23 protein-coding genes are annotated in these 25,900 nt (G+C 47.1%); 13 read left to right on the top strand and 10 right to left on the bottom strand.

The genetic code is table 11. The annotated features are described in order from the left end of the window. Positions 1–8 precede the first annotated feature (8 nt). The 3 genes from acs to Q1A08_RS10805 all read left to right on the top strand — a co-directional run bounded on the left by acs (position 9) and on the right by Q1A08_RS10805 (position 3,982). Positions 9–1,958, top strand: a complete 1,950-nt coding sequence (gene acs, locus Q1A08_RS10815) for an acetate--CoA ligase (protein WP_299772703.1) — start codon at positions 9–11, stop codon at positions 1,956–1,958. A 323-nt stretch (positions 1,959–2,281) separates the two neighbouring features. Next, positions 2,282–2,935 carry a response regulator transcription factor gene (locus tag Q1A08_RS10810; RefSeq protein WP_299772701.1) on the top strand — a complete coding sequence of 218 codons (654 nt, stop codon included), beginning with the start codon at positions 2,282–2,284 and terminating at the stop codon, positions 2,933–2,935. 252 nt (positions 2,936–3,187) lie between these two features. Then, positions 3,188–3,982: a response regulator gene (locus tag Q1A08_RS10805; RefSeq protein ID WP_299772699.1), complete on the top strand. Its 795-nt coding sequence runs from the start codon at positions 3,188–3,190 to the stop codon at positions 3,980–3,982. Positions 3,983–4,039: 57 nt separating this feature from the next. Here the strand turns inward: Q1A08_RS10805 and Q1A08_RS10800 are convergent, their stop codons facing one another. The 3 genes from Q1A08_RS10800 to Q1A08_RS10790 form a co-directional block, all read right to left on the bottom strand. Next, positions 4,040–7,555 (bottom strand): PAS domain-containing hybrid sensor histidine kinase/response regulator, encoded by a 3,516-nt coding sequence (locus tag Q1A08_RS10800; RefSeq protein ID WP_299772697.1) that lies wholly within the window; start codon positions 7,553–7,555, stop codon positions 4,040–4,042. 515 nt (positions 7,556–8,070) lie between these two features. After that, on the bottom strand, positions 8,071–8,865 hold the full coding sequence (locus Q1A08_RS10795) for an alpha/beta fold hydrolase (RefSeq protein ID WP_299772695.1): 795 nt from the start codon (positions 8,863–8,865) through the stop codon (positions 8,071–8,073). Positions 8,866–8,867: 2 nt separating this feature from the next. Next, positions 8,868–9,200, bottom strand: coding sequence for a DUF1820 family protein (locus Q1A08_RS10790; protein ID WP_299772693.1), 333 nt, complete (start codon positions 9,198–9,200; stop codon positions 8,868–8,870). Between the two features lie 200 nt (positions 9,201–9,400). Here Q1A08_RS10790 and miaB point away from each other — a divergent pair, with 200 nt between their 5' ends. From miaB to Q1A08_RS10760, 6 genes are all read left to right on the top strand, one after another. Continuing rightward, entirely contained in the window at positions 9,401–10,801 is a 1,401-nt protein-coding gene (miaB, locus tag Q1A08_RS10785; protein WP_299772691.1) for a tRNA (N6-isopentenyl adenosine(37)-C2)-methylthiotransferase MiaB, read from the top strand. 311 nt (positions 10,802–11,112) lie between these two features. Then, positions 11,113–12,096: a PhoH family protein gene (locus Q1A08_RS10780; RefSeq protein ID WP_299773165.1), complete on the top strand. Its 984-nt coding sequence runs from the start codon at positions 11,113–11,115 to the stop codon at positions 12,094–12,096. A gap of 5 nt (positions 12,097–12,101) precedes the next feature. Then, positions 12,102–12,554, top strand: coding sequence for an rRNA maturation RNase YbeY (gene ybeY / locus Q1A08_RS10775; RefSeq protein WP_299773163.1), 453 nt, complete (start codon positions 12,102–12,104; stop codon positions 12,552–12,554). An 83-nt stretch (positions 12,555–12,637) separates the two neighbouring features. Continuing rightward, positions 12,638–13,495 (top strand): transporter associated domain-containing protein, encoded by an 858-nt coding sequence (locus Q1A08_RS10770; protein ID WP_299772689.1) that lies wholly within the window; start codon positions 12,638–12,640, stop codon positions 13,493–13,495. A 45-nt stretch (positions 13,496–13,540) separates the two neighbouring features. Then, a complete protein-coding gene (locus Q1A08_RS10765; protein WP_299773161.1) occupies positions 13,541–13,762 on the top strand; it encodes a DUF3820 family protein in 222 nt (73 codons plus the stop codon). A 115-nt stretch (positions 13,763–13,877) separates the two neighbouring features. Next, complete coding sequence (locus Q1A08_RS10760; protein WP_299772687.1) at positions 13,878–14,411, top strand: energy transducer TonB; 534 nt, start codon at positions 13,878–13,880, stop codon at positions 14,409–14,411. Between the two features lie 68 nt (positions 14,412–14,479). Here Q1A08_RS10760 and Q1A08_RS10755 read toward each other — a convergent pair whose 3' ends face one another. Beyond that, complete coding sequence (locus Q1A08_RS10755) at positions 14,480–15,250, bottom strand: enoyl-CoA hydratase (RefSeq protein ID WP_299772685.1); 771 nt, start codon at positions 15,248–15,250, stop codon at positions 14,480–14,482. A gap of 237 nt (positions 15,251–15,487) precedes the next feature. Here Q1A08_RS10755 and Q1A08_RS10750 point away from each other — a divergent pair, with 237 nt between their 5' ends. The 3 genes from Q1A08_RS10750 to Q1A08_RS10740 are packed head-to-tail and all read left to right on the top strand — an operon-like array spanning position 15,488 to position 18,627. Beyond that, on the top strand, positions 15,488–15,955 hold the full coding sequence (locus Q1A08_RS10750) for a MarR family transcriptional regulator (protein WP_299772683.1): 468 nt from the start codon (positions 15,488–15,490) through the stop codon (positions 15,953–15,955). 22 nt (positions 15,956–15,977) lie between these two features. Then, positions 15,978–17,081, top strand: coding sequence for an HlyD family secretion protein (locus tag Q1A08_RS10745; protein ID WP_299772681.1), 1,104 nt, complete (start codon positions 15,978–15,980; stop codon positions 17,079–17,081). Continuing rightward, positions 17,071–18,627, top strand: coding sequence for a DHA2 family efflux MFS transporter permease subunit (locus Q1A08_RS10740; protein ID WP_299772679.1), 1,557 nt, complete (start codon positions 17,071–17,073; stop codon positions 18,625–18,627). Before Q1A08_RS10745 ends, Q1A08_RS10740 begins: the two co-directional genes overlap by 11 nt. On the opposite strand, the gene Q1A08_RS10735 is transcribed toward Q1A08_RS10740, so the two are convergent. Then, positions 18,624–19,760 (bottom strand): alpha-hydroxy acid oxidase, encoded by a 1,137-nt coding sequence (locus tag Q1A08_RS10735; protein ID WP_299772677.1) that lies wholly within the window; start codon positions 19,758–19,760, stop codon positions 18,624–18,626. The two genes, Q1A08_RS10740 and Q1A08_RS10735, sit on opposite strands and share 4 nt — an antisense overlap. A gap of 243 nt (positions 19,761–20,003) precedes the next feature. Between Q1A08_RS10735 and Q1A08_RS10730 the strand changes: the two genes are divergently transcribed. Continuing rightward, on the top strand, positions 20,004–21,236 hold the full coding sequence (locus Q1A08_RS10730; RefSeq protein WP_299772675.1) for a serine hydrolase: 1,233 nt from the start codon (positions 20,004–20,006) through the stop codon (positions 21,234–21,236). A gap of 80 nt (positions 21,237–21,316) precedes the next feature. Here the strand turns inward: Q1A08_RS10730 and rhlB are convergent, their stop codons facing one another. The 5 genes from rhlB to Q1A08_RS10705 form a co-directional block, all read right to left on the bottom strand. Then, positions 21,317–22,819 carry an ATP-dependent RNA helicase RhlB gene (gene rhlB, locus Q1A08_RS10725; RefSeq protein ID WP_299772674.1) on the bottom strand — a complete coding sequence of 501 codons (1,503 nt, stop codon included), beginning with the start codon at positions 22,817–22,819 and terminating at the stop codon, positions 21,317–21,319. A 124-nt stretch (positions 22,820–22,943) separates the two neighbouring features. Further along, positions 22,944–23,603, bottom strand: coding sequence for a DoxX family protein (locus Q1A08_RS10720; RefSeq protein WP_299772672.1), 660 nt, complete (start codon positions 23,601–23,603; stop codon positions 22,944–22,946). 95 nt (positions 23,604–23,698) lie between these two features. Then, the gene (locus tag Q1A08_RS10715) at positions 23,699–24,463 is read right to left on the bottom strand and encodes a DNA-binding domain-containing protein (protein ID WP_299772670.1); all 765 of its coding nucleotides are present in this window, start codon (positions 24,461–24,463) and stop codon (positions 23,699–23,701) included. Beyond that, positions 24,456–25,328, bottom strand: coding sequence for a DUF692 domain-containing protein (locus Q1A08_RS10710; protein ID WP_299772669.1), 873 nt, complete (start codon positions 25,326–25,328; stop codon positions 24,456–24,458). The genes Q1A08_RS10715 and Q1A08_RS10710 overlap by 8 nt, the downstream gene beginning before the upstream one ends. 70 nt (positions 25,329–25,398) lie before the next feature. Continuing rightward, positions 25,399–25,857 (bottom strand): hypothetical protein, encoded by a 459-nt coding sequence (locus tag Q1A08_RS10705; protein ID WP_299772667.1) that lies wholly within the window; start codon positions 25,855–25,857, stop codon positions 25,399–25,401. Positions 25,858–25,900: the final 43 nt, after the last annotated feature.

The following is a 25,900-nucleotide window of genomic DNA, read 5'->3' as shown; positions in this document are numbered from 1 at the left end:
AAACGATCATGAGCAATGAACGGATACCCGTCGGCGCCTCTTACCGCGAGCAAGCCCTGATTAATAACGAGCGTTATCTGGACATGTATCAACGCTCAATCGACTCACCCGATGAATTTTGGTCTGAGCAGGCCGCACGTCTTAGCTGGCGCAAACCCTTTACTAAGGTTAAAGATGTTTCCTTTGCCAAGGATGACTTGCACATACGCTGGTTCGAAGATGGCCAGTTAAATGCCAGTGAAAACTGCCTAGACCGCCACCTATTAGAACGCGGAGATCAAATCGCACTGATTTGGGAGCCAGACGAAGAAGGCGCCGAAGCGGTTAAATACAGCTATCGCGAACTACATGCCGAAGTTTGTAAACTAGCCAACGGCTTAAAGGCCATGGGAGTAAAGAAAGGCGATGTGGTAACCATCTACCTACCAATGATTCCCCTGATTACCATCTCAATGCTGGCCTGTGCCCGCATCGGCGCTATTCATTCCGTGGTATTTGGCGGCTTCTCACCGGAGGCCATTGCCGGGCGAATCGACGATGGTCATTCCCGCATCGTAATTACTGCTGACGAAGGCTTACGCGGCGGCAAACATGTTCCATTAAAACAAAATGTTGATAATGCTCTTGAACACTGCCAGCACAGCGAAGTCGAAAAAATTTTAGTACTACGCCACACCCAAGGCGATATTGACTGGCATGCCGATCGCGATGTGGATCTCGCCGAGCTTGTCAATCAACAAAGCAGCGACTGCCCCGCCGAAACCATGGGCGCTGAAGACCCGCTATTTATTTTGTACACCTCGGGCTCGACAGGTAAACCCAAAGGCGTATTGCACACCACCGGCGGCTATCTAACTTATGTTTCCTTAAGCCATGAAACTGTATTCGACTATAAAGCTGGAGAAACCTATTGGTGTATGGCCGATATTGGCTGGATTACCGGACACAGCTATGCGGTATACGGCCCATTGAGTAATGCCGCGACCGTAGTCATGTACGAAGGTGTACCCAACTATCCAGATTGTGGCCGAATGGCTCGCCTGATTGAAAAGCATCAAATCAACATTGTTTACACGGCGCCTACAGCGATTCGCGCCTTAATGGCCGATGGTGATCTAGCCGTAGAAGGTACCGATTTAAGCTGCATTCGAATTCTAGCAACCGCAGGTGAACCAATTAACCCTGAAGCTTGGCGCTGGTTCCATGAAAAATTTGGCGATAATAACGCCCCAATTCTGGACACTTGGTGGCAAACCGAAACTGGCGGCATGATGATTACTCCAATGCCAGGCGCAACCGATTTAAAACCTGGCTCCGCTACCCGCCCTTTCTTCGGTGTGCAGCCTGCTTTAATGGACACTGATGGCAATGAAATCCACGGTGCCGGTGAAGGTAGCTTGGTCATCAAAGATAGCTGGCCATCACAAATGCGTACCATCTATGGCGACCATCAACGCTTTATCGATACCTATTTCAGCACCTTTGATAGCTGCTACTTTACCAGCGATGGCGCCAAACGTGATGAAGATGGCTACTACTGGATTACTGGCCGCATGGATGATGTACTGAATGTAGCCGGCCACCGTATGGGAACCGCTGAAATCGAAAGTGCCCTAGTGGCCCATGCCACCGTAGCCGAAGCCGCCGTGGTTGGTATCCCACACGACATCAAGGGCCAGGGGATTTATGTCTATGTCACCTTAGCGGCTGGTGTTGACGCTACCGAAGAGCTTCGCAAAGAGTTACGTAGCTGGGTTCGAGAAGAAATTGGCCCTATTGCCACACCCGAAGCTATTCAGTGGGCACCAGGATTACCCAAAACCCGCTCAGGCAAAATTATGCGTCGTGTTTTACGCAAAATTGCATGTAGTGAATACGATCAACTGGGTGATACCTCAACCCTGGCCGATCCCCATGTGGTAGACGATCTTATCGCCGAACACAAAGCCATCAGCTAATGGCTTAACGGAGCAGTACTTTTATTAACCTAGGCGCAAACGAACTTACTGGAACAGTCGCTAAGGGTAGTAAAAGTACTGACAATAAGTATTTCTACGACAATAAGAAAACAATAATAAAGTTCGGACAGCTGCCAAGCTGTCTATCTAAAGGCAGACGAATATCTTTACTTAAGGTATGCTAAATCAAAAGGGGCAGTAAACAGCCCCAAATAAATAAGTAGAACAATAAGCGGCTCACAGCAGTAAGCCAAAGCAATATTACATTAAGTACTACACAGTCGGTCTATCGCAATCATGTGATAAGAGTGAGGGGAATAAACATGCCAAAATTCATAGTGGCAGATGATCACCCATTGTTTCGCGGTGCGCTGGTGCAGGCCCTTAGGCAGCACTTTGCCGATGCAGAAGTGATCCAAGCTGAAGATGTCGATTCATTGCAAAAGCAAGTACAAACCCACAGCGATGCAGATCTACTTTTATTAGATCTGCATATGCCGGGTGCAAACGGTTTCAGCGGTCTAATTTTTATTAATGGCCAATATCCTCAAATTCCTGTCATGGTGGTCTCTGCCAATGAACAGGGCAGCATTATTCATCAAGCTATTGAATATGGCGCCGCTGGCTTTTTGCCCAAATCATCACCACCTGAAATGATCGGCTCAGCAATCGAAAAAGTTCTCAAGGGCGAAATATGGCTTCCTGCGGACCTACCTCCAGCCGATGCCCTCGATAACGACGATAAGGCCGCTATCGCCGAAGTGGTTGCCAGCTTTACTCCTCAGCAGTTTCGCGTAGCCAATATGCTCGCCGATGGTTTGTTGAACAAGCAAATTGCTTACGAAATGGACGTTACCGAGGCAACAGTTAAAGCCCATTTAACGGCCATATTTAGAAAACTAGGTGTTCATTCACGCACCCAGGCCGTACTAGCCATGAACCAGCTTGATATTAGTCCTCCGCAAATAAACAACTAATGCTACATCGGGCTGAGCAAATCAGCCCCTGACTTTGGCCAACCCAGCTTTTGTTGAAATACTCACTAAAAAGATCTATAGGACGTCAAAATTCCCCGCGCTAACTGCAGTTGGCCCATATCGAGCTATATTAAATAGAGATATGCATTAGGTTTTGTCGCCTTAAGCTTTTCAGTTTTTTGCCGATAAAAGGCTATTCAATACACCAAAACTGCCCTTTGATAGTAAGTTTTAATCAATAAGGTTTATTTTATGGATTTTGCACCCTCCGATCTCTCGCTTTTGCTGGTTGAGCCATCAAGCACCCAGCAAAAAATCATTCGCGCCCAGCTTGAGACCGAAGACGTTACCAATGTCAGCATCGCCTCTTCTGTCAACGAGGCTAGAGAGCTATTGCAAAGCCAACACCCCGACTTGATCGCCAGCGCCATGTATTTCAATGATGGAACAGGCCTGGATTTGCTTAAATCTATTCGTGCCGACGATGCGCTTGGCGAAACACCCTTTATGCTGGTTTCCAGCGAGTGGCGTAAAGAACAATTGGAAGAATTTAAGCAATCTGGCGTAGTTGCTATTTTGCCAAAGCCTTTTAGCCGCGAGCATTTAGGTAAAGCGCTCAATGCTACGGTAGATCTGCTTAACTGCGAAGAGCTCGAGCTGGAGCTGTTTGATGTGACTGAGCTGCGTGTGCTGGTTGTAGATGACAGTGCCCTAGCGAGAAAATACATTGCCAAAGTGCTTGGCACATTAGGCATGCAACGTATTAGCTATGCCACTGATGGTAGAGAAGCTATCGATTTAATTTATGAACAAATGTTTGACTTGGTGGTGACGGATTACAACATGCCCAATGTCAATGGGCGCGAACTGACAGAGTACATTCGCACCCAAAGCGATCAGTCACACATACCGGTCTTAATGGTGTCTTCAGAAGCCAATGAAACTCACTTGCAACAGATCGAAGATGCCGGTGTTAACGCACTTTGTGACAAACCTTTCGAGCCTGAAACAGTTCGCCACCTACTGTACCAACTGCTAGAAAATTAACCTTGAGTCTATTCTATTTTTGCGATTAGACCGCCACGGCTTTGATGCTCAGGCGGTTTAATGACCATGGGATTTTTTGCGACACAGACGGCGAATCAAACTTCTCAACGCTGCAGGTTTAACCGGTTTTGGCAAATAATAGAAGCCTCGACTTGTAGCGGCACCTTTTAGCGTTTCAGAGTTATCCGCACTGATAACAATCCCCGCCAACTCTTGCTGCTTAGCCTTATCCAGATCTGACAGTTGATCAATAAGTTGAATCCCCGTTTCTTCATTATCCAAATGATAATCCGCAATGATAAAATCGGGCTGCTCATTCAAATAGATATCTTGCGCCGTTTTGATATCTGGCGCCCCCCAAACGGTACAACCCCAAGTTTCCAACAACCCGCGCATCCCTTGCAAAATTGACTCTTCGTTATCGACACAAAGAATACGCGCCTGACTTAAATCAGCCCCTGCCTGATTGCTAATACTCACAGCAGCCTTGCGCGCAACTGGCTGGGTTTTCGGAACGAGAATTGAAAACATAGTTCCACGCCCCGTTGCAGATAGCAGTTTGATAGGGTGATCAAGTATATCCGCACTTCGTTTAGAAATTGCCAAACCCAAGCCAAGACCTTTATCAGCTTTTTTACGACTGCCCCCTAACCGTACAAATTCTTCAAAAATTCGACTTTGCTCATGCGGTTCAATCCCCGGACCGCTATCCCAAACCTGAATTTCAATTCCGTTCGGGCGACGCCTGCAACCTAGCATAACTGTGCCCTTTTGGGTGTAGCGTAGGGCGTTACTTAAAAAATTCTGTAAAATTCTACGCAGCAGGTGAGCGTCGCTTTCGACCCAGGACGAGCAGCTCTGATAATGAAAGCGTAATCCCACTCTCGCAGCTTCAGCGGCAAACTCCGCTGCCAACGTTTGCAGTAAGTCATCAAGTGCAAAAGCGTCTTTTTTGGCCGTCAACTCACCAGCATCCAGTTTGGATATTTCTCGCAGAGCACCAATCAAATCCTCAGCAGAGGCCAGCGCTGAATCAATATTCGCGATATCCTCCGCCACTTCATGCCAGCGCCGAAGAGAGAGTTTTTCCTGCACGCTAGCTGCAAATAAACGCGCGGCATTAATTGGCTGTAACAAATCGTGACTGGTATGGGCAAGAAAACGTGTTTTGTCGTTATGCTGTTCCCACAAACGCTGTTCCGCATCGGCTCGGCGCCTATTCTCTGCGGCCAATTCTTCGTTGCTGATCGACAACTCTTGGGTACGCTGAACTACTCGTTGTTCCAAACTCGCGGTCGTTTCCTCCAGCGCATTCACCACCGCCTTGAAATCACTAATGTCGGTATAAGTAGTTACGAATCCGCCATTCGGCATTGGCGTACCACGCACATCAACAACAATACCATTGGGCAATTCACGTTCAAAACGATGGGCGCTACCATGTCGCAACAAATCTAATCGTCTTGCCACGTCTTGTTCGATATTATCTGGGTTATCGCCGTACATGCCGCGCTCGGCATTTATGCGGTATAGATTTTCAACCGGGCAACCGATATACAAAATACGCTCAGGGTAATCAAATAATTTAGCGTAGTGCTCATTCCATGCCACCAAACGTAATTCAGCATCCACAACGCTAATGCCCTGGCTGACGGTTTCTACCGTGGTTTGAAGTAGGTCTTGGTTAAAGCGCAGTTGCTGTGAGGCATTGTCTACCAGTTCGGCAAAATCTTGCAGCTTTAAAGGCCGATCACGGCTTAACAGTTTCATCGAGCGCTGTGCGGTGGCGGCGCCCAAAATACTAGCCATTACACCTTCAACTTCTTGCAGAACAAACTGCGGGGCATAATCATCAATCATCAAACGCTGTCCACTGCGATGCTCGAATAAGCGCCAATATTCCTGCATCCGCTCGCGGCCAACCAAGGGCTCCAATAAGCTTTGTACTTGCCCCATATGCACCTCTGTAAGCGCCAAGGGCTCGCTGTTTTCTTCTTCACTGAGGTGATCGATAAACAAGCGCGCTTGCTGGGTATCTTTGTAACTTAAGGTGCTGAATTTCGACACCAATAACAGCGCCAGAATATTACAGAGCAGGCTCCAAAAAACGCCGTGAGCAAGTGGATCCCAATCTTCCACGCCAAATAGATGCTGAGGTCGCAACCAGTCGATCGCCCACGGTCCCAGCTGGACAATATTGTGCTCAGGTATCAAAGCAGGCATTACTAGGCAATACAACCAGATTCCATATCCCGCAATCAACCCAATTAATACACCTAAACGATGCGCATTGCGCCAGTACAAGCCCGCTATGATGGCGGGAGCAAACTGTGCAGCCGCCGCAAAGGAAAGCAAACCTATCGGTGCAAGGCCTTCCATAGAGGTGATAGCTTTGTGAACCAACCAACTTAGAATCAACAACGCGAAAATACTAAGTCGGCGAATTAAACGCAGATGATTGCTAAGTGAAGCAACAGAAAGAGAGCGGTCGCGATTTATTCGCAACCAAAGCGGTGCTACCAGTTCATTGGAAATCATCACAGCCAAGGTAACCGCTGCAACAATAACCATACCGGTGGCGGCCGAAAAGCCACCAATAAAAGCTAGTACAGAGACCGCGGTATACCCCTGACCACTAGGCAAGCTTAATACCAGCGTGTCGCCGGCAGCCTCCGCACCAAGCAAATGGCCAGCCAGCACGATAGGAATCACCAATAAGGCAAACAGGCCAACATAGATAGGAGCTATAAAGCGGGCTTTACGTAAATCACGTGGCTCTTGGTATTCCACTACTGCCATATGGAACTGTCTAGGTAGGCAAATAATAGCGATCGCTGCCAATAAGGTCTGTGTGAAAAAACTGGCCATCCCCGGATTACTGTCAAAGCCCGAAACTTCCAGCAACTGTGGCCAACTGGATTTCTCTATATTGCTAAACAGAAGCCCAATAGCCGCCATGGCCACTACCACAAAGGCAATCAGCTTAATAATCGATTCAAGGGCTACCGCCGCCATCACCCCGCGATTGCGCTCGCGGCCCTCTAGATGGCGAGTGCCAAAGAGCACCGCGAACACCCCCATTAACAGGGCGGTAATTAGAGCGGTATCAATATTAAGTTGTGCGGTTGGGCCGTGACTGCCGAGCACCTCCCAAGCCATTGAGACAGCCCGTAACTGCAAGGCGATATAAGGCAGCGAGCCGACAATGGCCAATATCGCTACCAGGGCCGACAACCATTGAGATTTTCCGTAACGAGAACCAATAAAGTCAGCAATCGAAGTAACCTTATGATACTCCCCAACTCTCAACAGCTTTCTTAAAAAGCGATAGCCCAGCGAAAATACCAAGATTGGCCCTAAATAAATCGGCAGATGGCTCCACATATTGTCCATGGATTGCCCGACCGCGCCATAAAAGGTCCAAGAGCTGCAGTAGACGCCTAGCGCAAGTGCAAACAGCAAAGGTCTATGACGGTTGTACCAATGCTGAGATTGATCGGCCCACCAGGCCACCAAAAACAACAAGCCCACATAGAGAAGAGCTATCAACAAGAGAAAGGGCTGATCAATCATTAACAATCCACAGTACTTTGGGTAAAAAACGTTTTAGCATGGTCTGACAACCATCATAGAGCCATTAGACATTAGTCGCAGCTGCCAAATTGAAAAGTTGCTGATGATTTCCCCTGCAAATTGATTGTCTATACAACAATAAAGCCAAATTTTATCCACATCCTGAGTTACCCACATCTTCTGTGGATAAGTGTGTTAAAAGTTAGGTGAAAACCAACGCAATACACGGCAGCTCGGCCCCAGCAGCATTTTGTATATTTTTTATACAGCCATTTATACTGATTAAAAAACAACAAGTTACGCTATTTTTGAAGCATAAAACTGGTTGACAGCCTATTTATCGTGCCTGCTTCACAGTTTTTTTGACACTTGTGAATAAAAAACGAGTAAAACCAGTAGGCAGTTACTTACTAGGAAGCCTAAGAGGCAGGCAATGCTGTCACTTGGTACTTTTTAACGAAAAGGAAATAGGTGCCAAAGGGCCGGTTTACACAGCCCACAGGATTTTACGCTGTTCAACCGGCGAGAAATTTAAGGCACAGGCGAGCAAAGGTTTCTGGCTTTTGGGCATGCAGCCAATGAGTGCAGCCCTGCATAACTTTAAGTTGCACATTGGGGAAGCGCGAGGTTACTGCCTCACGGTGCTCTTCCAAAACATAGTCGGAAAGCTCACCCTTGATGAACAAGCTGGGCCCTTGGTAGCGCTTATGGCTAGGAGCGGCTACAAATTCATTGTAAGCCTGATACAAGCCTTCCAAATTCATTCGCCACTGATACCGACCATGTTCGTTTTTGTACAGACTCTTGAGTAAAAACTGCCTAACCCCGGCTTCCTCAATTTTATCTTGTAGAAATTGATCGGCCTCTCGGCGCCCACTCAAATTATCTAATGGCAAGGCCCGCAGGGCCGCGAAGATGCCATCATGACGGCGCTGGTATTGGACTGGAGCTATATCTGCAGCAATCAAGCGCGTTATACGCTCGGGCGCTGCCATCGCCAACTCCATCGCAACCTTACCACCTAAGGAATGCCCCAATAAGGCACAGCGCTTTACAGCTAGCTGATCTAATAGCGCTAATAGCTGTGCAGCCATGGCAGGCAAACTCATTTCGCTCTCTGGCACCCAGGGCGATCGACCATGGTTAGGCAAATCAACGGATATTACGCGATAGTCTTCTTGCAAAGCCCGAGCGATAGCACCTAAGTTTTCCAGAGAACCGAATAAACCGTGGATCAATACCACGGTCTCTTTACTCTTACCCTCATTTCCATCATCACCATCAATGCGATAATTCAGCAGCCCGGCCATATTTACTCCGCAGGGCTCGGCTTGCTGGGCATTCCAGGGAACTGAGCAATCTTATCGCTTGGGCTAATATCACTGACCTTACCCGTGCCCTGCTGCTCAACCTCGTCGATACGAATAATGGCCTGCATTGGAATAAAGGAACGCTTGACAGCGGCAAACTCGTTTTTGAGCTTTTCTTCGCCTGGATCAACCAAAAGCTGGCTGCGCTCACCAAAAACGAACTCTTCAACTTCGATAAAGCCATACATTTCGCTTTGGTAAATCGCCTTGGCATACACTTCGTACACTTGGCTCTGGTTGTAAAAAATCACTTTATAAAAAGACTGCTCAGCCATAACGTTCTCAAATAACGGCCTCGGTAATATAGAGGCATAAAAAATAGGGGATTTGCCCTTGGGCTATGGCCTCTTAAATGGGGGCGAAAGCTCAGAATACAAGCGCCTTTGAGGCAAATTAGGTACTGGGCATTCACCCTCTCTGCCGCTATAATGCTCCGCCCGCGAATTAGCGCGTTTTTTAAGCAATTGAGAGTAATATGTCAGCCAGCGAGTCAAACCCAGTCAGCCCAACAGAATCGGCCGAAAGCAGCGTGAAAAAACTGTTTATTCAGACCCATGGCTGCCAAATGAATGAATATGACTCAGCTCGTATGCGTGACCTATTAGGTGATAGCCACCAGATGGAGACCACCGAGGATCCAGCTGAAGCCGATGTGTTACTGGTAAACACTTGCTCTATTCGTGAGAAGGCCCAAGACAAGCTTTACCATCAGCTAGGGCGCTGGAAAAAGTACAAAGATAAAAACCCAGATCTGATCATTGGTGTTGGCGGCTGTGTGGCCAGCCAAGAAGGTGATGCAATTGCTAAACGCGCCCCCCATGTTGACCTGATTTTTGGTCCGCAGACTTTGCACCGTCTGCCAGAAATGATGGAAACCCACAAAACCGATAACGGCGCGGTGGTGGTTGATATCAGTTTCCCTGAAATTGAAAAGTTCGATAACTTACCAACCCCAGAAGCCGACGGGGTTAGCGCCTTTGTATCGATTATGGAAGGTTGCTCTAAATACTGTACCTTCTGCGTTGTGCCTTACACTCGTGGCGAGGAAGTTAGCCGCCCCGTGCAGGACGTGATGGCGGAAGTCGCCGCATTGGCGGCCCAAGGCGTACGTGAAATTAATCTGCTAGGCCAAAACGTTAACGCTTACCGCGGTGACAACAGCGCTGGCGACATTGTCGATTTAGCGGAATTAATCACCTATGTCGCCGCGGTCGATGGCATTGATCGTATCCGCTTTACCACTTCTCACCCGGTTGAGTTCTCAGACAGTTTAATTGATGTATATGGCGAAGTACCGGAACTGGTTAGTCATATACACCTACCTGTGCAAAGCGGCTCAGATCGTATTTTAATGGCCATGAAGCGTGGCCACACTTGTATCGAGTACAAATCTAAATTGCGTCGCCTAAAAGCCATTCGCCCCGACATTTGCTTCTCTTCTGATTTTATTATTGGATTCCCAGGTGAAACCGAGCAAGATTTTGAAGCTACCATGAAGTTAATTGGCGATATGAATTTCGATATGTCATTTTCCTTTATTTATAGCGCGCGCCCGGGAACACCCGCGGCAGACTTAGCGGACGACACCGATGAGTCTGTTAAAAAGCAGCGTTTGAGAATCCTGCAGGATCGCATCAACCAGCAAGCTATGGATATCAGCCGCAAAATGGTGGGCAATGTAGAGCGCGTGTTGGTTAGTGGTTACTCAAAGAAAGACCCAGGTCAATTGGCCGGCCGTACCGAGAACAACCGCGTGGTGAACTTCCGCTGCGAACAAGCCGAGCTGATCGGTAAGTTTGCCGATATTCTTATTGAAGAAGCTTTGCCAAACTCTTTGCGCGGCACTTTAATCAGCAGCGAGTTAGACGAAGCTTAGAGATTCGCCTTATTGTCACATTTAGACCATAAGTATCGTCTATATTATAAGGCCGTTAACTCATTGAACGGTATTAGCTCTGCTTTCACGCTGGGCTAATAAACAAGCGCAATAACAGCGTACTTTTTAGGACATAAGCGATATTTCGCCTATTAGGCTTTTGCAGTAAGCTGGAGCCATCAACAGACACCGCGAGAATAGAAACACTTTTGGACAGTACCACCAGCAAACAAACCGAGACAAAGACTGCTAAACACAATAAGCAGAAAGACACTCGGAACAAGAACTCTAAAGCCGATGCCAGCCATCGTATTGCTTTAGAGCCTGCCGACAGCCGCCGCTTGGCTAACCTTAACGGCCAATTCGACCGACACCTGCGTCAAATAGAAGAGCGCTTAGGGATCGAAATTAGAAACCGCGGCAATCAATTCAGTTTTATCGGTCAACAGGGTAAAGCCCATGCCGCCGCAAAAATTTTGCAGCAGCTTTACCGTATTACCGAAAAAGAAGAATTAACCCCAGATGAAATTCACCTCGCCTTACAAGACAACAGCGTAGAAGAACATATGTCAGAAGCTCCCGTTGCCGAACAGAACAGCAGCAAAGTTGAAATGCCACTTACCTTAATCCGCACTAAAAAATGTACGGTTAAACCCAGAGGTAAAAATCAACAAAAATACGTTCGCGCTGTACAGACCAATGATATTAATTTTGGTATTGGCCCAGCGGGTACAGGTAAAACCTATTTGGCGGTTGCTTGCGCTGTGGAAGCTCTTCTTAAAGATGAGATTGAACGTATTTTATTGGTACGACCTGCCGTAGAGGCCGGTGAAAAACTCGGTTTCTTGCCAGGTGATCTATCACAAAAAGTGGATCCATACTTGCGCCCACTATATGACGCGCTTTATGAGATGTTGGGTTTTGAAACCGTCGACAAACTCATCGAGCGCAACGTAATTGAAGTCGCCCCGCTAGCTTATATGCGCGGCCGAACCTTGAACAATGCCTTTGTTATTCTGGATGAAAGCCAAAATACCACACGCGAACAAATGAAGATGTTCCTAACTCGAATTGGCTTTGGTTCTACTGCGGTTATTAATGGCGACCCAAGCCAGATCGATTTACCTCGCGGTATTGCTTCAGGCTTGCGTCATGCTATTGAAGTGTTAGAAGGTGTTGACGGTATCAGCTTTACCTTTTTCAATTCCAAAGATGTGGTACGTCATCCCCTAGTGCAACGCATCGTCGAAGCCTACGATGACTTCGATGTGCAGCAAGAGAATAGCGACAAGTGACAGCGCTGCATGTCGACCTTGAGGATGTATCGAACGGAGACAACCCAGGGGAAGCCGACTTTACTCGATGGATAAGTGCTGCCCTAATCGGCTTGCGTGATGAGGCCGAACTCAGCATTCGCATTGTCGATAGGGACGAAAGCCAAGCTTTAAACAAGCAGTACCGAGATAAAGATAAGCCCACTAATGTTCTATCTTTTCCAGCCGATCTTCCTCCTGAAGTGGACATTCCACTTTTGGGTGATTTGGTCATTTGTGCCAGCGTCGTAGAGCAGGAAGCTCAGGAGCAGAACAAGTCACTGGAGGCCCACTGGGCCCATATGGCCATCCATGGATGCTTGCATTTGCTGGGTTTCGACCATATAGAAGATGCTGAGGCCGAAGAGATGGAAGCCTTGGAAAGCCGTTTAATTACTGGGCTTGGCTACGCCGAGCCCTACCCAGACGAAAGCAACTAGTGCAGCCCAAGTAAAATCATGGTTTTTCTATGAAATGCAGTGCTAGAATAGTCGCCCCCAAAAATAGAGGAGCCTAATTCGCCATGAGCGAAGACCCGTCGAGTAGCCAGTCTAATGGCCAAGAGAGATCTTGGTTAGATCGCTTTTTTAGTAATTTTTCCAGTGAGCCAAACTCCCGTGAGGAGCTGCTGGCCATCATCAAGGAAGCCGCCGAGCGCGAGCTCTTGGATGAAGAAGCCCTGAGCATTATTGAGGGGGCTCTGGATGTAGCTGACCAGCAGGTTCGCGAAGTATTGATTCCCCGTCCACAGATGGTGGTACTCAATATTGAAGACAGCCCAGCTGAGCTACTCCCGAAAGTGATTGAATCTGGTCATTCCCGCTTCCCTGTGATTGGGGAATCCATTGACGATATCAAAGGCATCCTACTAGCCAAAGACCTGCTACCTCTTATACTCGGTGGCACCGAAGACTTCGATCTCAGTAAAATCATCCGCCCTGCGGTCGTTATCCCGGAGAGCAAGCGTTTAAACGTGTTACTGCGCGAGTTTCGTGAAAATCGCTACCATATGGCCATGGTTATCGACGAGTATGGTGGTATCGCCGGCCTAGTTACGATTGAAGACCTACTCGAAGAAATTGTGGGCGAAATCGAAGATGAGACCGATGAAGAGGAAGAAGAAGCCTCAATTCGTCAGGTCTCTGACAGCGATTACATTGTCAAAGCCTTGACGCCTATTGAAGAATTCAATGAGCAGTTTGAATCTGGCTTCAGTGAAGATGAGTTCGATACCATTGGCGGCATCGTAATGCAGGCCTTTGGTCACCTACCCAGCCGTAATGAGCAGGTCGAGATTCAGGGCTATGTTTTCAAGGTTCTCTACTCTGATAGCCGCAAGATACATCTACTGCGCCTAACGATACCCAGTAAAGACAACTAGTCCAAGCAAGGAAAACTGGCGACAGTGGAAGATCTAGACCCTCGCATGCTGCTGGAGTTGGTCCAGCAGCAAATGCCTTATGGCAAATACCAAGGCCGTCTACTGGCCGACCTACCAGAGCCCTATTTAGTTTGGATGCACTCCAAAGGTGGCTTTCCTGACAATAAGCTCGGTCGGCAGTTGGCCTTGCTGTACCAAATCAAGCTCAATGGTTTGGAATACCTGCTAGACCCTCTGCGCAAAGGGCAAATTCCGAAATTCCATTAATTCTTGCGCACGCCTAAGGGCTTAGCGCCACGAAAGCTCACAGTTGGCACAAAGAGTGCTTAGTACTTGCTAAGTATTCTTTTTCCGTCAACCGATCGACACCGAGCTACGCACCATGGAAAGCTTAAACTACTGGCCAATGCTGGAATCTTCTATCAATATCGCCCTAGGCGCCATTATTGCTGGCGTGAGTACCTGGGTGGTCATGCGTCAAAAAGATGTATATCAAGATAAACTCGAGAACGGTGACCGCCGGGTAGACATATTGGAAGCCATCTCCACCGATGTCGGCCAGGTGAATCATATCTTTGCTAAGTATTCAGCATTGGTCATAGAGTCATACCGTTTTGGCGATCAATGGCCACAGGGGCGACGCGAAGAGCTATCTCAAGTTAATGCTGATTTGATCAAAGAGTTTAAAAAGCTCGCCGATGCTGAAACTAGGCTTTTGATGCTAGGCGAGAAGTTGATGGAGCGAAGCTTACGTCTCTATGGCGCCAAGATTGCGCACTTTCGCAAAGAAGTCTTCGTGGGGCGTCAGGATATTAAGGAACCCGATATTGTCAGCATGAAGCAAGATGTCGCGACCCAGCGCGAAAAGTTTTATGACTTACTGAGCAAGCGTTACGACCGCTTAATAGCCGCCTAATCGCTTTAAAAAGCGTCTAAAAGAAGATATTTAGGGGCCGGATAGATTCCAGCCCCCTATTTTCCAAATTAATTGAAGCTGGAAAAATCTGGCGCCCTCTTTTCGAAGAACGCGGTTACAGCTTCCATAAACTCCTTGCCCTCTAAGCCCTTACTAAACAGCACCATCTCTTCATCCATTACATCGGCACCTTCTTGGCGGCGAGGAGCTCGCAATAACTGCTTGGTCGCTCGAATTGCGGCCGGTGGTTGTTTAGCAAGCTTATTGGCCTTCTCTGTGACCAATGCGAGCAGCTCCGATGAGCCAACAACTTCATTGACAATACCGCACTCCTTAGCGGTTTGGGCATCAAAAGGTTCCCCAAACAAAAGCAGCTCTGAGGCTTTTACATGTCCACAAATACGCGGCAAGACATAACTTGAAGCATACTCAGGGCACAAACCTAGGCTCACAAAAGGCATCTGCAAACGAGCAGTGTTCGCGGCATAAACCAAATCGCAGTGCAACAACATCGTGGTGCCGATACCAACCGCATCGCCATCAACCGCTGCCAAAACCGGCTTCGGGCAGTTATAAAGATTGCGCATAAAGGTCGCCACTGGGCTATCGTCACCCTGGGGTGGGTTCTTCATAAAATCTTCAAGGTCATTTCCACTGGTAAAGCAGTCGGCTTCACCACGAAGCACGATATTACGAACCTCGTCGTTTTCTACAGCGTTATTGATAGCATCTGCCATAGCGGTATACATCGCCATAGTCAGCGCATTTTTACGCTTGGGGCGGTCCATTACGATGTGCAGGCTGCGCCCTTCCAATTTGATCTGAATATCGTCCGTCATCACCGGCTCCATTGTTTTATTTATGTGTATCTACTTTTCTGAATCAAATTATAAGTCTATGTTTAAGCGGTTCAATTGACGAAAAAGCGCAAAGCCGTCGACCTTAGCCCTTATTTAGGCAATTTATACCAGTGTAAAAGCCGAACAAATTAGTAACATATGTTACCAAGGTGACATCGGTATTAATTTGGCAGAAGGCTATTCAGATTTCTAGCCTTACAGGGAGAGCGGCAATACATGCAACATCACCAAATGGGCATCAGTATTGAAGAGGAAGGTGAACAGGAACTTTGTTGGTTGATTAACGATTTAACCCGCATTATGACTAATGAGTTTAATCGTCGCCTACGCCTGCAAGGCTTTGAGTTAAGCCGCTCTCAATCACGCATTCTCATCCGCTTATCACGCCAAGACGGCCAAAGCCAAACCGAGCTTGCCGAAAACCTAGGCATGGAAAAAGCCCCCCTTGGCACCATTATCGATAAGATGGAAAGTGCTGATCTCATCGAGCGCCGCCCAGACCCAAGCGATGGCCGACGACGCCTTGTCTATGCTACCGAGAAAGCCATCGCCCTGTTACCGGATATCGACAAGTTAACAGAAGAGTTAGCCCAACAAGCACTGGAAGGCTTAAGTAAAGTCAGGCGCATGCAGCTTTCACAAAACCTAAATCATATGAAACTCAATATGCAAAGGGGTCGTTGAGAGTACTATGAGCGAGTCCACCATGAGCGAATCAAAGCAGAAGTTATCCGCCAATAAAAAACGCCCTTTAATTATTGCTAGCAGCCTAATCGCTTTAATCTTAATAGGCCAATGGCTGTATAAGCGCAGCTACACGGTATATCTTGATGATGCCCATATCGCCAGTAATATTGTTTCGCTATCGAGTCGAGTTCCTGGCTGGATCGTGGAAATGCCGGTGAACAGCGGTCAAACCGTCGACAGAGATACACTGCTGATTCAGATGGATTCAAGACAAACAGAGCTGTCTTTAAAAACCATCGAATTAAAAATTGCCAATCAACAGCTCAGCATCGAACGTGCTCGTGCTCAGTTACAACTAGTGGGCAGTAACGTCGATAATCAATATGCCGCCAGCGTCGCTGCCGTAGAGCGCAATCAAGCCAGCTTAAAGAAAGCAGCATCGGTCGTATCAGCAGCGCAATCGAACTTTGAGCGTTCAAAAAGCATGTGGCAAAAAAAGTTAATTAGCGCCCAAGTCTGGGAAGATGCTCAGCTAGAACATTCAAAATCCCGCCATGCTTACGATGAAGCCGAGGCACAATTACATCAGTTGGAATCCGCCATGTCGCAGGCCAAAGCAGCTTTGCAGGAGCGCGAAATTCAAACCAAAACACTGGCTATTTTAGAGCGTGAACTGGAACTGCTGCAGGTTGAGAAACACAATACCGAGATTGCCTTAAACGATCGTAAAATTTATAGCCCTTTAACAACTGCCGTAGTGGATAAAACCTTTGTTCACGCAGGCGAGTTTATGCCAGCGGGCCGACGCTTACTGATGCTGCATGACCCTAACGATATTTGGATCAAGGCTAATATTAAAGAAACCCAGGTACGTCATATCAGTGTTGGCGACAAGGCCTCGGTATCGGTAGATGCTTATCCAGACAAAAACTTTACGGCCATCGTCGAGCGTATTGATCATGCCACCAGCAGCCAATTCGCCCTATTGCCCAACCCCAACCCGAGTGGCAATTTCACCAAAGTTACTCAGCGATTAAGCTTGCGCCTAGCGATAGAGCAAGAAGAAGGCCTGCTAAAACCAGGAATGATGGTAGAAGTAGAAATCGATACTCGTGACCTCTAATCACAGCAAGGACTTTGAATCGTTATTTGCGCATTATGGCGAGAACTATCGCTGGCTTGCCGTAATAACTATCGGCATTGGTGCTATCACCACGGCCATGAGTAGTACCAGTGTAAACGTCGCTATTCCTCCCATCATGGGCGCATTTGGTATCACCCAAAGTACCGCGCAATGGATTTCCTCTGGCTATTTGGCGGCATCAACCATCACCATGTTGATTACGGCCTGGCTAATCGAATCCCTAGGTATTCGCCGAACCGTCATTGCAGCGCTCGCGTTATTTTCGGCCAGCTCGATTCTGGGTGCTGTTAGCAGCAATATTGAGTTATTGATTACATCAAGAATTATCCAAGGTGCCGCCAGCGGCATATTTATGCCACTGGCGACTTATGTGATGAGCAGGGTTTTCCCCCCTGAAAAGCAAGGCACGGCAATGGGTCTTTTTGGCATTATTGTGGTGATGGCGCCAGCACTAGGCCCCTACCTTGGCGGCCTGTTAGTAGATGCTTTTAATTGGCGCATGGCATTTTTCTTACCACTGCCACTGGCTATTGCAGGCGCACTACTGACCTTACAATTTATGCCGGAGCGAGAAGCGAGCGGACCGATTGCCAAGCTGGACTTAATCGCTTTAAGCGCACTAAGTGCCGGCATTTTTGTTCTCTTACTGGCTTTAAGTAAAGGCCAAAGTAAAGGCTGGAGCTCAGACTTCTCGCTGATTTGCTATGCACTGTTTTTTATTTTTAGTTACTTATTTATCTATCGCCAAAAACATGCCAGCAAGCCTTTATTAGATCTCAGCCTATTCAGTTATCAGGGTTTTATACCCGCGGCTATTGTCGCTGCCGTATTTGGTGCAGGCCTTTATAGTAGCTTTTATCTTGCGCCCTTATTTTTACAAAATATCCAAGGCCTAAGTGCAACTGAGGCCGGCTTAGTGCTACTACCTGGCGGCATTATGCTGGGCATCTCGCTACCAATTGCAGGGCGTTTGGCAGACAAAATCTCACCGCGCTTTTTGATTGCTTTCGGCATCTTCTTATTTGCCTACTCCTGCTGGCTTACCGCCGCCGCGGATTTTCGAACGCCTTTTATTATCTTTACTTGGTGGGTCATTATTGGCCGTATTGGTATGGGCTTTATCATGCCGCCACTGACAGTAGCATCGTTTAAGCACTTACCCATGGATAAGCTCAGCCAAGGGTCTGGTGCGAGTAATTTTATTCGTCAGTTTGGTGGGGCTTTAGGGGTCAATCTCTGCGCGATTTATCTCGAGCGGCGCAGCAGTTTTCATATGGGGCATATCTTAGCGGAGCAAAACGAAGGCAATCAGCAATCGGTTTTCGCAGTGCAGCAAATCATGCCCTATCTTCAACAACAAGGCATTGATTATCTACAGCAAATAGAATTGGCCAGCGCTATTATGGGTCAGGAATTTTATCGACAAGCAGCCACCTTAGCCTTCCAAGATACCTTTGCCTTAAGTGCACTGCTGTTTACTTTATTGATTGTACCGGTGTATTTTCTGGCTCGTGCGCCGCGTTAAAACTCGACACCATCAAGATTATGCGGCCCCATATTAGTAAGCTGGCGTTCGCCACATAGGGCCATAGTGGTGTCCATTTCGGCACGCATTATATCTAAGGTCTTTGTGACCCCAGCTTTGCCCATCGCCCCTAATCCGTACAAGAAAGGGCGACCAATATAAGTACCTTTTGCCCCTAAACACATAGCTTTCAAGGCATCTTGGCCACTGCGAATACCACCATCAAATTGCACTTCGATATCATCGCCAACTGCATCAACAATTTCTGGTAAAACACGAATCGAAGAGCGAGCCCCATCAAGTTGACGGCCACCATGATTCGAGACCACCAAGGCGTCGCCACCTACGTCTACACAGCGTTTCGCATCGTCTTTATCTAGCACCCCCTTTAGAATCAAAGGCCCGCCCCAGCGCTCTTTTATCCAAGCAATGTCATCCCAAGAAAGATCCGGGTCAAACTGGCCGGCAACCCACTCAGAGAGTGATGCATTGTCAGCGATTTCCTTCACATGACCCATAATATTGCCAAAGCCCTTATGTTGGCTTTTAGCCATCCCCGTACACCAACGAGGCTTAGAGATTAGCTGCAGTATTTGTTTTGGCCCAAAAGTACCCAAGCCATTGCGAATATCATTGTGGCGCTGCCCTAGTATTTGTAGGTCTAGAGTGAGCATCAAGGCTGAACACCCTACTGCTTTTGCCCGGTCAATGAGATCCCCCACAAAGCCACGATCACGCATGACATAAAGCTGAAACCAAAATGGCTTTTTGGTAGCCGCCGCAACGGCCTCCAAAGAACAGATGCTCATGGTAGACAGAGTAAAAGGCACTCCAGCTTCCTCAGCGGCCTGGGCCGCCAGAATCTCACCATCAGCATACTGCATGCCACATAGACCGGTTGGTGCTAAAGCAATTGGCATGCTGACATCTTGGCCCAACATCTTAGTGGCTAAACTGCGATCACTCATATTCACAGCAACACGCTGACGTAGATAGACTTTGTTGAAATCTGCTTCATTGGCTCGATAAGTCGACTCAGTCCAAGAGCCAGAGTCAGCGTACTCAAAGAACATTTTAGGTACGCGTCGGCGAGCCATTTCTTTAAGATCGTTAATTTCAACAACAGTGGTCATATTTGGCCTCAGTAATGTTTATTTCAGCGGATCACAGATTACTCTAGTGTGGCTACAATGACTGTCATATAGCTGACAAGCCCAGAGCTATTTATAGTAGGTGATTCATTAGCAACAACCTAGATAGCCATTAGTGTTAACAGGCCCTAGTAGATTGTGATACGAGCGCTATTGGGCCCTATTGTCATAGCGTTACAATAGAGCAACATAGCAATAAAGATCTAAGCACAAGGAACCTAACAAATGCCCTTATCGCAAAAAGGCTTTAGCAGCAGCAAACTGCTACTGGGCCTGCTCGCCATTTTGATTTTAAGTGTCATCTTCTTTAGAGTTGAAATTCAACGGGTCTACCATGGACTGACCTTATTCGACAAAGCCAATATTGTCGAAAACATGCGCAACTCTGATCAGCATTATGCTTCCAGCAATGTTAAAGCTGCTAAGCAGACATGGCAGCTCCACAAAGGCGAGCCATTAAGCTTGCCTGAATCCTTTAATTACTATGACCAAGCACTAAACACAGCTGACTATATAGACTATACCCACACTGGTAGCCTATTGGTGATGCAGCATGGTGGCGTTCGCTACGAAAATTACTTTCGTGGTGAAACCGAAAACGATCGCCATATTTCTTTTTCTGTCGCTAAGTCTTTTATTTCAGCCCTATTCGGAATTGCTGTTTCTGAAGGCAAGATAGACATCTATAAAAACGCTGACGATTATCTCCCTATCCTTAAAGGTAGCGGATACGAAGGTGTGCGAATTAAAGATATCTTGCAAATGTCTTCAGGGGTCGCCTTCAATGAAGATTACGCCGACTTAAACTCAGACATTAATCGCTTTGGTCGTATTTTGGCGCTAGGGGGAAGTTTCGATGAATTTGCTGCCAGCTTAGAAAACGAAGTTAAACCTGGCACTCGCCGACTTTACGTCAGCATCGACACCCAAGTTCTGGGGATGATCTTAAGGGAAGCAACTGGCCGTAGCATCAGCGACTATATGCAAGAAAAGTTGTGGCAGCCGATGGGCGCCGAAAACGATGCTTACTGGGTTACCGATAGCCATAATATGGAAATGGCTCTTGGCGGTTTGAATGCTGTTCTAAGAGATTACGCACGCTTTGGCCAGCTGGCCATGCAGAACGGACAACACAATGGTAAGCAAATTATTCCCGCTCAATGGATGAAAGAATCGTTGACTATGGATGCCGATCACCTAAAGCCTAAAAAAGATGAGCGTAGCCTGGATAACTGGGGTTATGGCTATCAATGGTGGCTGCCACCAGAAACGGATAAGCATCCAAGTGTTTTTATGGCTGTCGGTATTTACGATCAATATATCTATATCGATAGAGAGCGAGAATTGGTCATTGTTAAACTTTCAGGAAACCCGCACTACACTGAAGATAACTACGACTCTCTGCCAAAAACCCTAGCCCTGTTTAGAGCAATTGCCGAGCACAGTGATAAAGATTGATTCGATACCTTATTAAATAAAAAACCAGCTAAATAGCTGGTTTTTTATGGCTCGAGTGAGCGATTGCTGATGAGAGTCAGCTAGTTTCGGCGATTTCCGCCCCCGGATCTTCCGCCTCCAGACCTTCCACCACCAGAACGGCCACGGCCTTGGGATTGATTAGGCTGGCGCTTTCGAGCAGGTAGCGGAGGATGCTCCAACAATAGATTTTCTGGGGGTACTTCACACTTTAACTTGTCGCCCAAAAGAGTCTCGATTGGCTCCAAACGTAAAGCATCATCTTCACAGGCCAAGCTGATCGACGTACCTGAGCGCCCCGCACGACCTGTACGGCCAATACGGTGCACATAATCCTCGGGTTCTTCCGGCAAGGTGTAGTTCACCACATGACTAATGCCGTCAATATGAATACCACGACCAGCAACATCGGTTGCAACCAAAACATTTAACTGGCCAGTTTTAAACCCTTCTAAGGTCTTCACTCGCTTATTCTGGGGTACATCTCCCGATAAGATACCAACCTTGAAGCCATGAGCTTCTAACTTCTCGTGCAAACGTCTACATTGATCGCGACGATTAGCAAATACAATCAAACTTTCGACATCATCTTGCTTCAATACGTTATACAGCAAGGTGTACTTTTCTTCTGTCGCCAGCATAAAGACTTTCTGAGTGACAGTGTCGGTAGCAACCGACTCAGGTTCAATCTCGATCATTACAGGATCGATCGTCCATTGCTCAGCCAAATTCAACACGTCTTGGGTAAAGGTTGCTGAAAACAACAAGGTTTGGCGATGAGTTTTCTTAGGTGTTTGACGAATAATACGACGCACCTGCGGGATAAAACCCATGTCCAACATGCGATCAGCTTCATCAATTACCATAATTTCAAGTTGATCTAAATGCACATCTCGATTGCCGCAAAAATCTAGCAAGCGCCCGGGAGTCGCGACAAGAATATCCACATAAGAATCTTCCAGTTTACGCTGTTGTTTGCCGTAATCCATTCCGCCAACCAAGGTGTGAACCTGTAAGTCAGTATGTTTTACCAACTCCTTGGCATCATCTGCAATTTGAATAACCAACTCACGCGTGGGTGCGATAACCAACGCTCGAGCTTCCCCAGCAAAGCGCTCACCTTCTAAAGGATTACGAAGCACGTCATCAATAATAGTCAGTAAGAATGCCGCTGTTTTACCGGTACCGGTTTGAGCTTTACCAACCACATCGTGGCCATCTAGGCTGTGAGGCAAGGACTGAGCTTGAATAGGCGAGCAATACTCAAAGCCAAGATCAGCAATACCATGGATCAAATCGTTATGCAGGTTTAAGTCATGAAAGCGGGTTTTGCCATCGACAGGCTCAACCTGGAATTGACTGATATCCCAAGGAGCGGCTGGCTTTTTAGCTTTGGGCTTGCGGCGGCGATTGCGTGGCTTTTTAGGATCAGCTTTTTTGTCAGCAGAGTTTTGCCCAGTTGGCGCATTAGCCTTATTGGGTTTAGAGGTCTTTTCCTGCTGAGAAGACTTGGTTTTTTCTGCCTCAGGGGCAGCGGATTTTCGCTTAAACAACCTGCCGATCAAAATACAGCCCTATTGTGGATAAAATAATCGGCGGAGTATAACACGACTGTCGTTGAATTGTTCCCTAAAGAATGTAGGTTTAAAGAGGGTCAATTGACCCTCTTTATCACCAATTAGCTGGACTCTAGCTCTGAGGTTTAGGGAAAACCTTTGCTAGATAGTGATCGGCACTGACATAACGACCACCGCCAGTGAAGAATAAACTCAACAGCATGATGAAATAAGTCGCGGCAAACTCGATACCGTTGTTCAATACTACAAAGCTACCCTTGCCACTTAACCAGCTATAATTGCCGTTTTCTTCAAGGATTTCCTTTGCTCGACCTAAACGAGTAGCCACTTCTAAGCTGTTTTCTAAACTCTCTTTGGCACCCGGAAAACCTATCATTTCAAGCACATAGGCAATACTGGTCTCTTGTCCACTAGATGCAATAGCAAACCAGCCATTATCCCAGTGTGCCGTCAGTGCGGCGACTAACATCGTCACCATCAAAGGAATCGCCACTAGACGTGTTGCTAAGCCCAATAACAACGCAAAACCACCAAGGAACTCAGTATAAGCCGCCAAGTAAGCCATTAACTCTGGTGCTGGTAAACCCAAGCCCCAATCTGGGTTGCCAAACCAGGAAATAATATCCTCAATATGATTAATCTTATGCAGACCAGCCGTAATAAAAATTGGCGCCAAATACACTCGCAATAATAAGGCCGGCAGGCCATCAATATGCGCAAAGGCATCCACGGTGCGGTAGTAGAGCGCACTGACATTTGCAACTAGAGACATAACTCAATCCTCAATATTTGGGCGGAAGCTCACATTGAGACTTGCACCGCCGAGATTTTATTAACGTTATAACGCTGGACTTATCCTTTCGATTCCTAAACTAAGCACAGCATGCCGTTACTGATGTAACTTTGCAGCCGACTGTGTAAGAAGCTAGGAATTTCCTCTTCGGATAAATAATTCAGTAATTGCTCACAAGCATGGCTCAAGTTGTCACCATTAGCCAGTGATTGCAGCAACGCAATTTCCACTCCCATTAGGGACGTAAACTGGGTTAACCGCTCGGCGTTTCGCCAAATAGCCCAGCGGCTGCGCTGCTCTAGGGGAGCCGGTGGTGCTTGTTCTTGTTTTAGCTCCTGCCAAATAGGAACCACATTGTATTGGCAGTCAAATATCTGCAATGATGGATGCCAACTAAAACGACATATAGGCCAATCTTCAGGCGCTAACTTTTGTAAAAAATCATTGGCCAAAGGCTCTGCATCGGCAGCATCAAAACTAAACAGCAAACGTCTTTCAAACAGGGCCAGTTCTGCCAATTGCGGATATTGAGCATAATGCTCTACTAAAAACTCCGGCAGCGTTTCAGCAAAATGCCGTAGTGATTTATTGTGAGACGGGCAAGATTCAACAAACTTATTACACAGCTCATCAAAAGCTTCATCTCCCATATAACTCGCTAAAATATCGTGATCAACGGCCAAGGTTTCTTTCAAACGTAAACGATAACCGTTACTGTAAATTGCCAAGCGTTGATTGCCATCAACTAACTCAGTGCTACTAATATGCTCAACAATTCGATCATCACCTGCCAATAAAAAGGCCATCATCTGAGCTTGCCGCTCTTGCAAATTAGCCATCTGCAAGACTCCCGATAGCAAGTCCAGCTAGAGTCTCAGCGCTAATTTGGCGAGCCTGATTTAATTCTTCAATAAGTTCGGACAAAGCCGGAATGTCATCATCACGTTCAATCATTGTACTTACTGGCCCAAAGCGTTCAATCGCTTTGGCGTACAACTGCCAAACTGAATCGACTACCGGATGATCATGGGTATCGATAATATAATCACCGTAATCGCTATGCCCTGCTAGGTGCATTTGGCGAACACGCTGCGGATTAATAGCCGCCAAATATTGCTCTGCATCAAAGTGATGATTACGAGCGCTGACGTAAATATTATTAATATCCAGCAGCATCAAACAGTCCGCTTCCTCAACCACGGCCGAATAAAACTCCCACTCTGTCATTGCCGATTCGCGATAGCTAATGTAGCTAGAAACATTTTCAATTAACATTTGACGCCCTAAAAAATCTTGCGCCTGTTTAATATTTCCAACGATATGTTTCAACGCTTCTTCGGTATAGGGCATCGGCAACAAATCATGGCTGTTTACACCACCGAGCTGCGACCAACACAGATGGTCCGATATCCAAGCAGGTTGAACTTCATCAACTAAGGACTTCAAACGCTTTAAATAATCCATATCCAAAGGATCAGTCGACCCCAAGGACATAGACACGCCATGCATCACAATAGGATAGCGCTCGCGTACCTGTTGCAAGTAATAACGCGGCTTGCCACCGGCTACCATGAAATTCTCAGAAATCACTTCAAACCAATCGACTTTAGGATTTGTCTGCAAAACCTCTTCAAAATGATCTGTTCGCAGGCCTAATCCAAAGCCAAGATAATCGTCGTTTACCGCTTTTATTTGCCCTTCCATTTCAGCTTCCCCAAGCCGTCAATCAATAAACTCAAAACCAAGCCCCGCCAATAGGCGAGGCTCGCAGCACTTACTTACCGACAGTACCGCCAACATCCTTACAAGATTTGGCTGGCGCTTCGATGAAGCCAGTGCCTTTACAAGTCGCATGGCCCGCACAAGCATTTTCTTTGGTTTTGCAATCGTTGTGGCCCTTACAGATATTCACACCGTAGCAGTGAATTAAATCAGCACGAGCGATTTCACCAACCCACTCACGACTTACTTTGCCGCCAGCGTCTTTACAAGATTTGGTCGGCATTGCAACAAAACCTTCAGCCTTACAAGAACCGTGACCAGCACAAGCATTACTAGCAGTTTTACAGTCATTATGGCCCTTACATACATTGATACCATAACAGTGGATAAGATCGGTTTTTTCAGCAGCTACAGCTGGCTGAGCAGTAGTTTGGGCAGAACCACAGGCGGCAAGTCCAGCGGCGGCTACAGCTAGACCGGCACCGCATAATAGGCGTTGATGTTGACTCATGAGCTTTCTCTCTACTTTTGTCTATTAACATTGTGATAAAGAT

Source organism: uncultured Pseudoteredinibacter sp. (assembly GCF_947500695.1).
In the GTDB taxonomy this organism is placed as follows: Bacteria; Pseudomonadota; Gammaproteobacteria; order Pseudomonadales; family Cellvibrionaceae; genus Pseudoteredinibacter.
The sequence above is the reverse complement of the archived record's forward strand: the minus strand, read 5'-3'. Positions and strand labels throughout refer to the sequence as shown.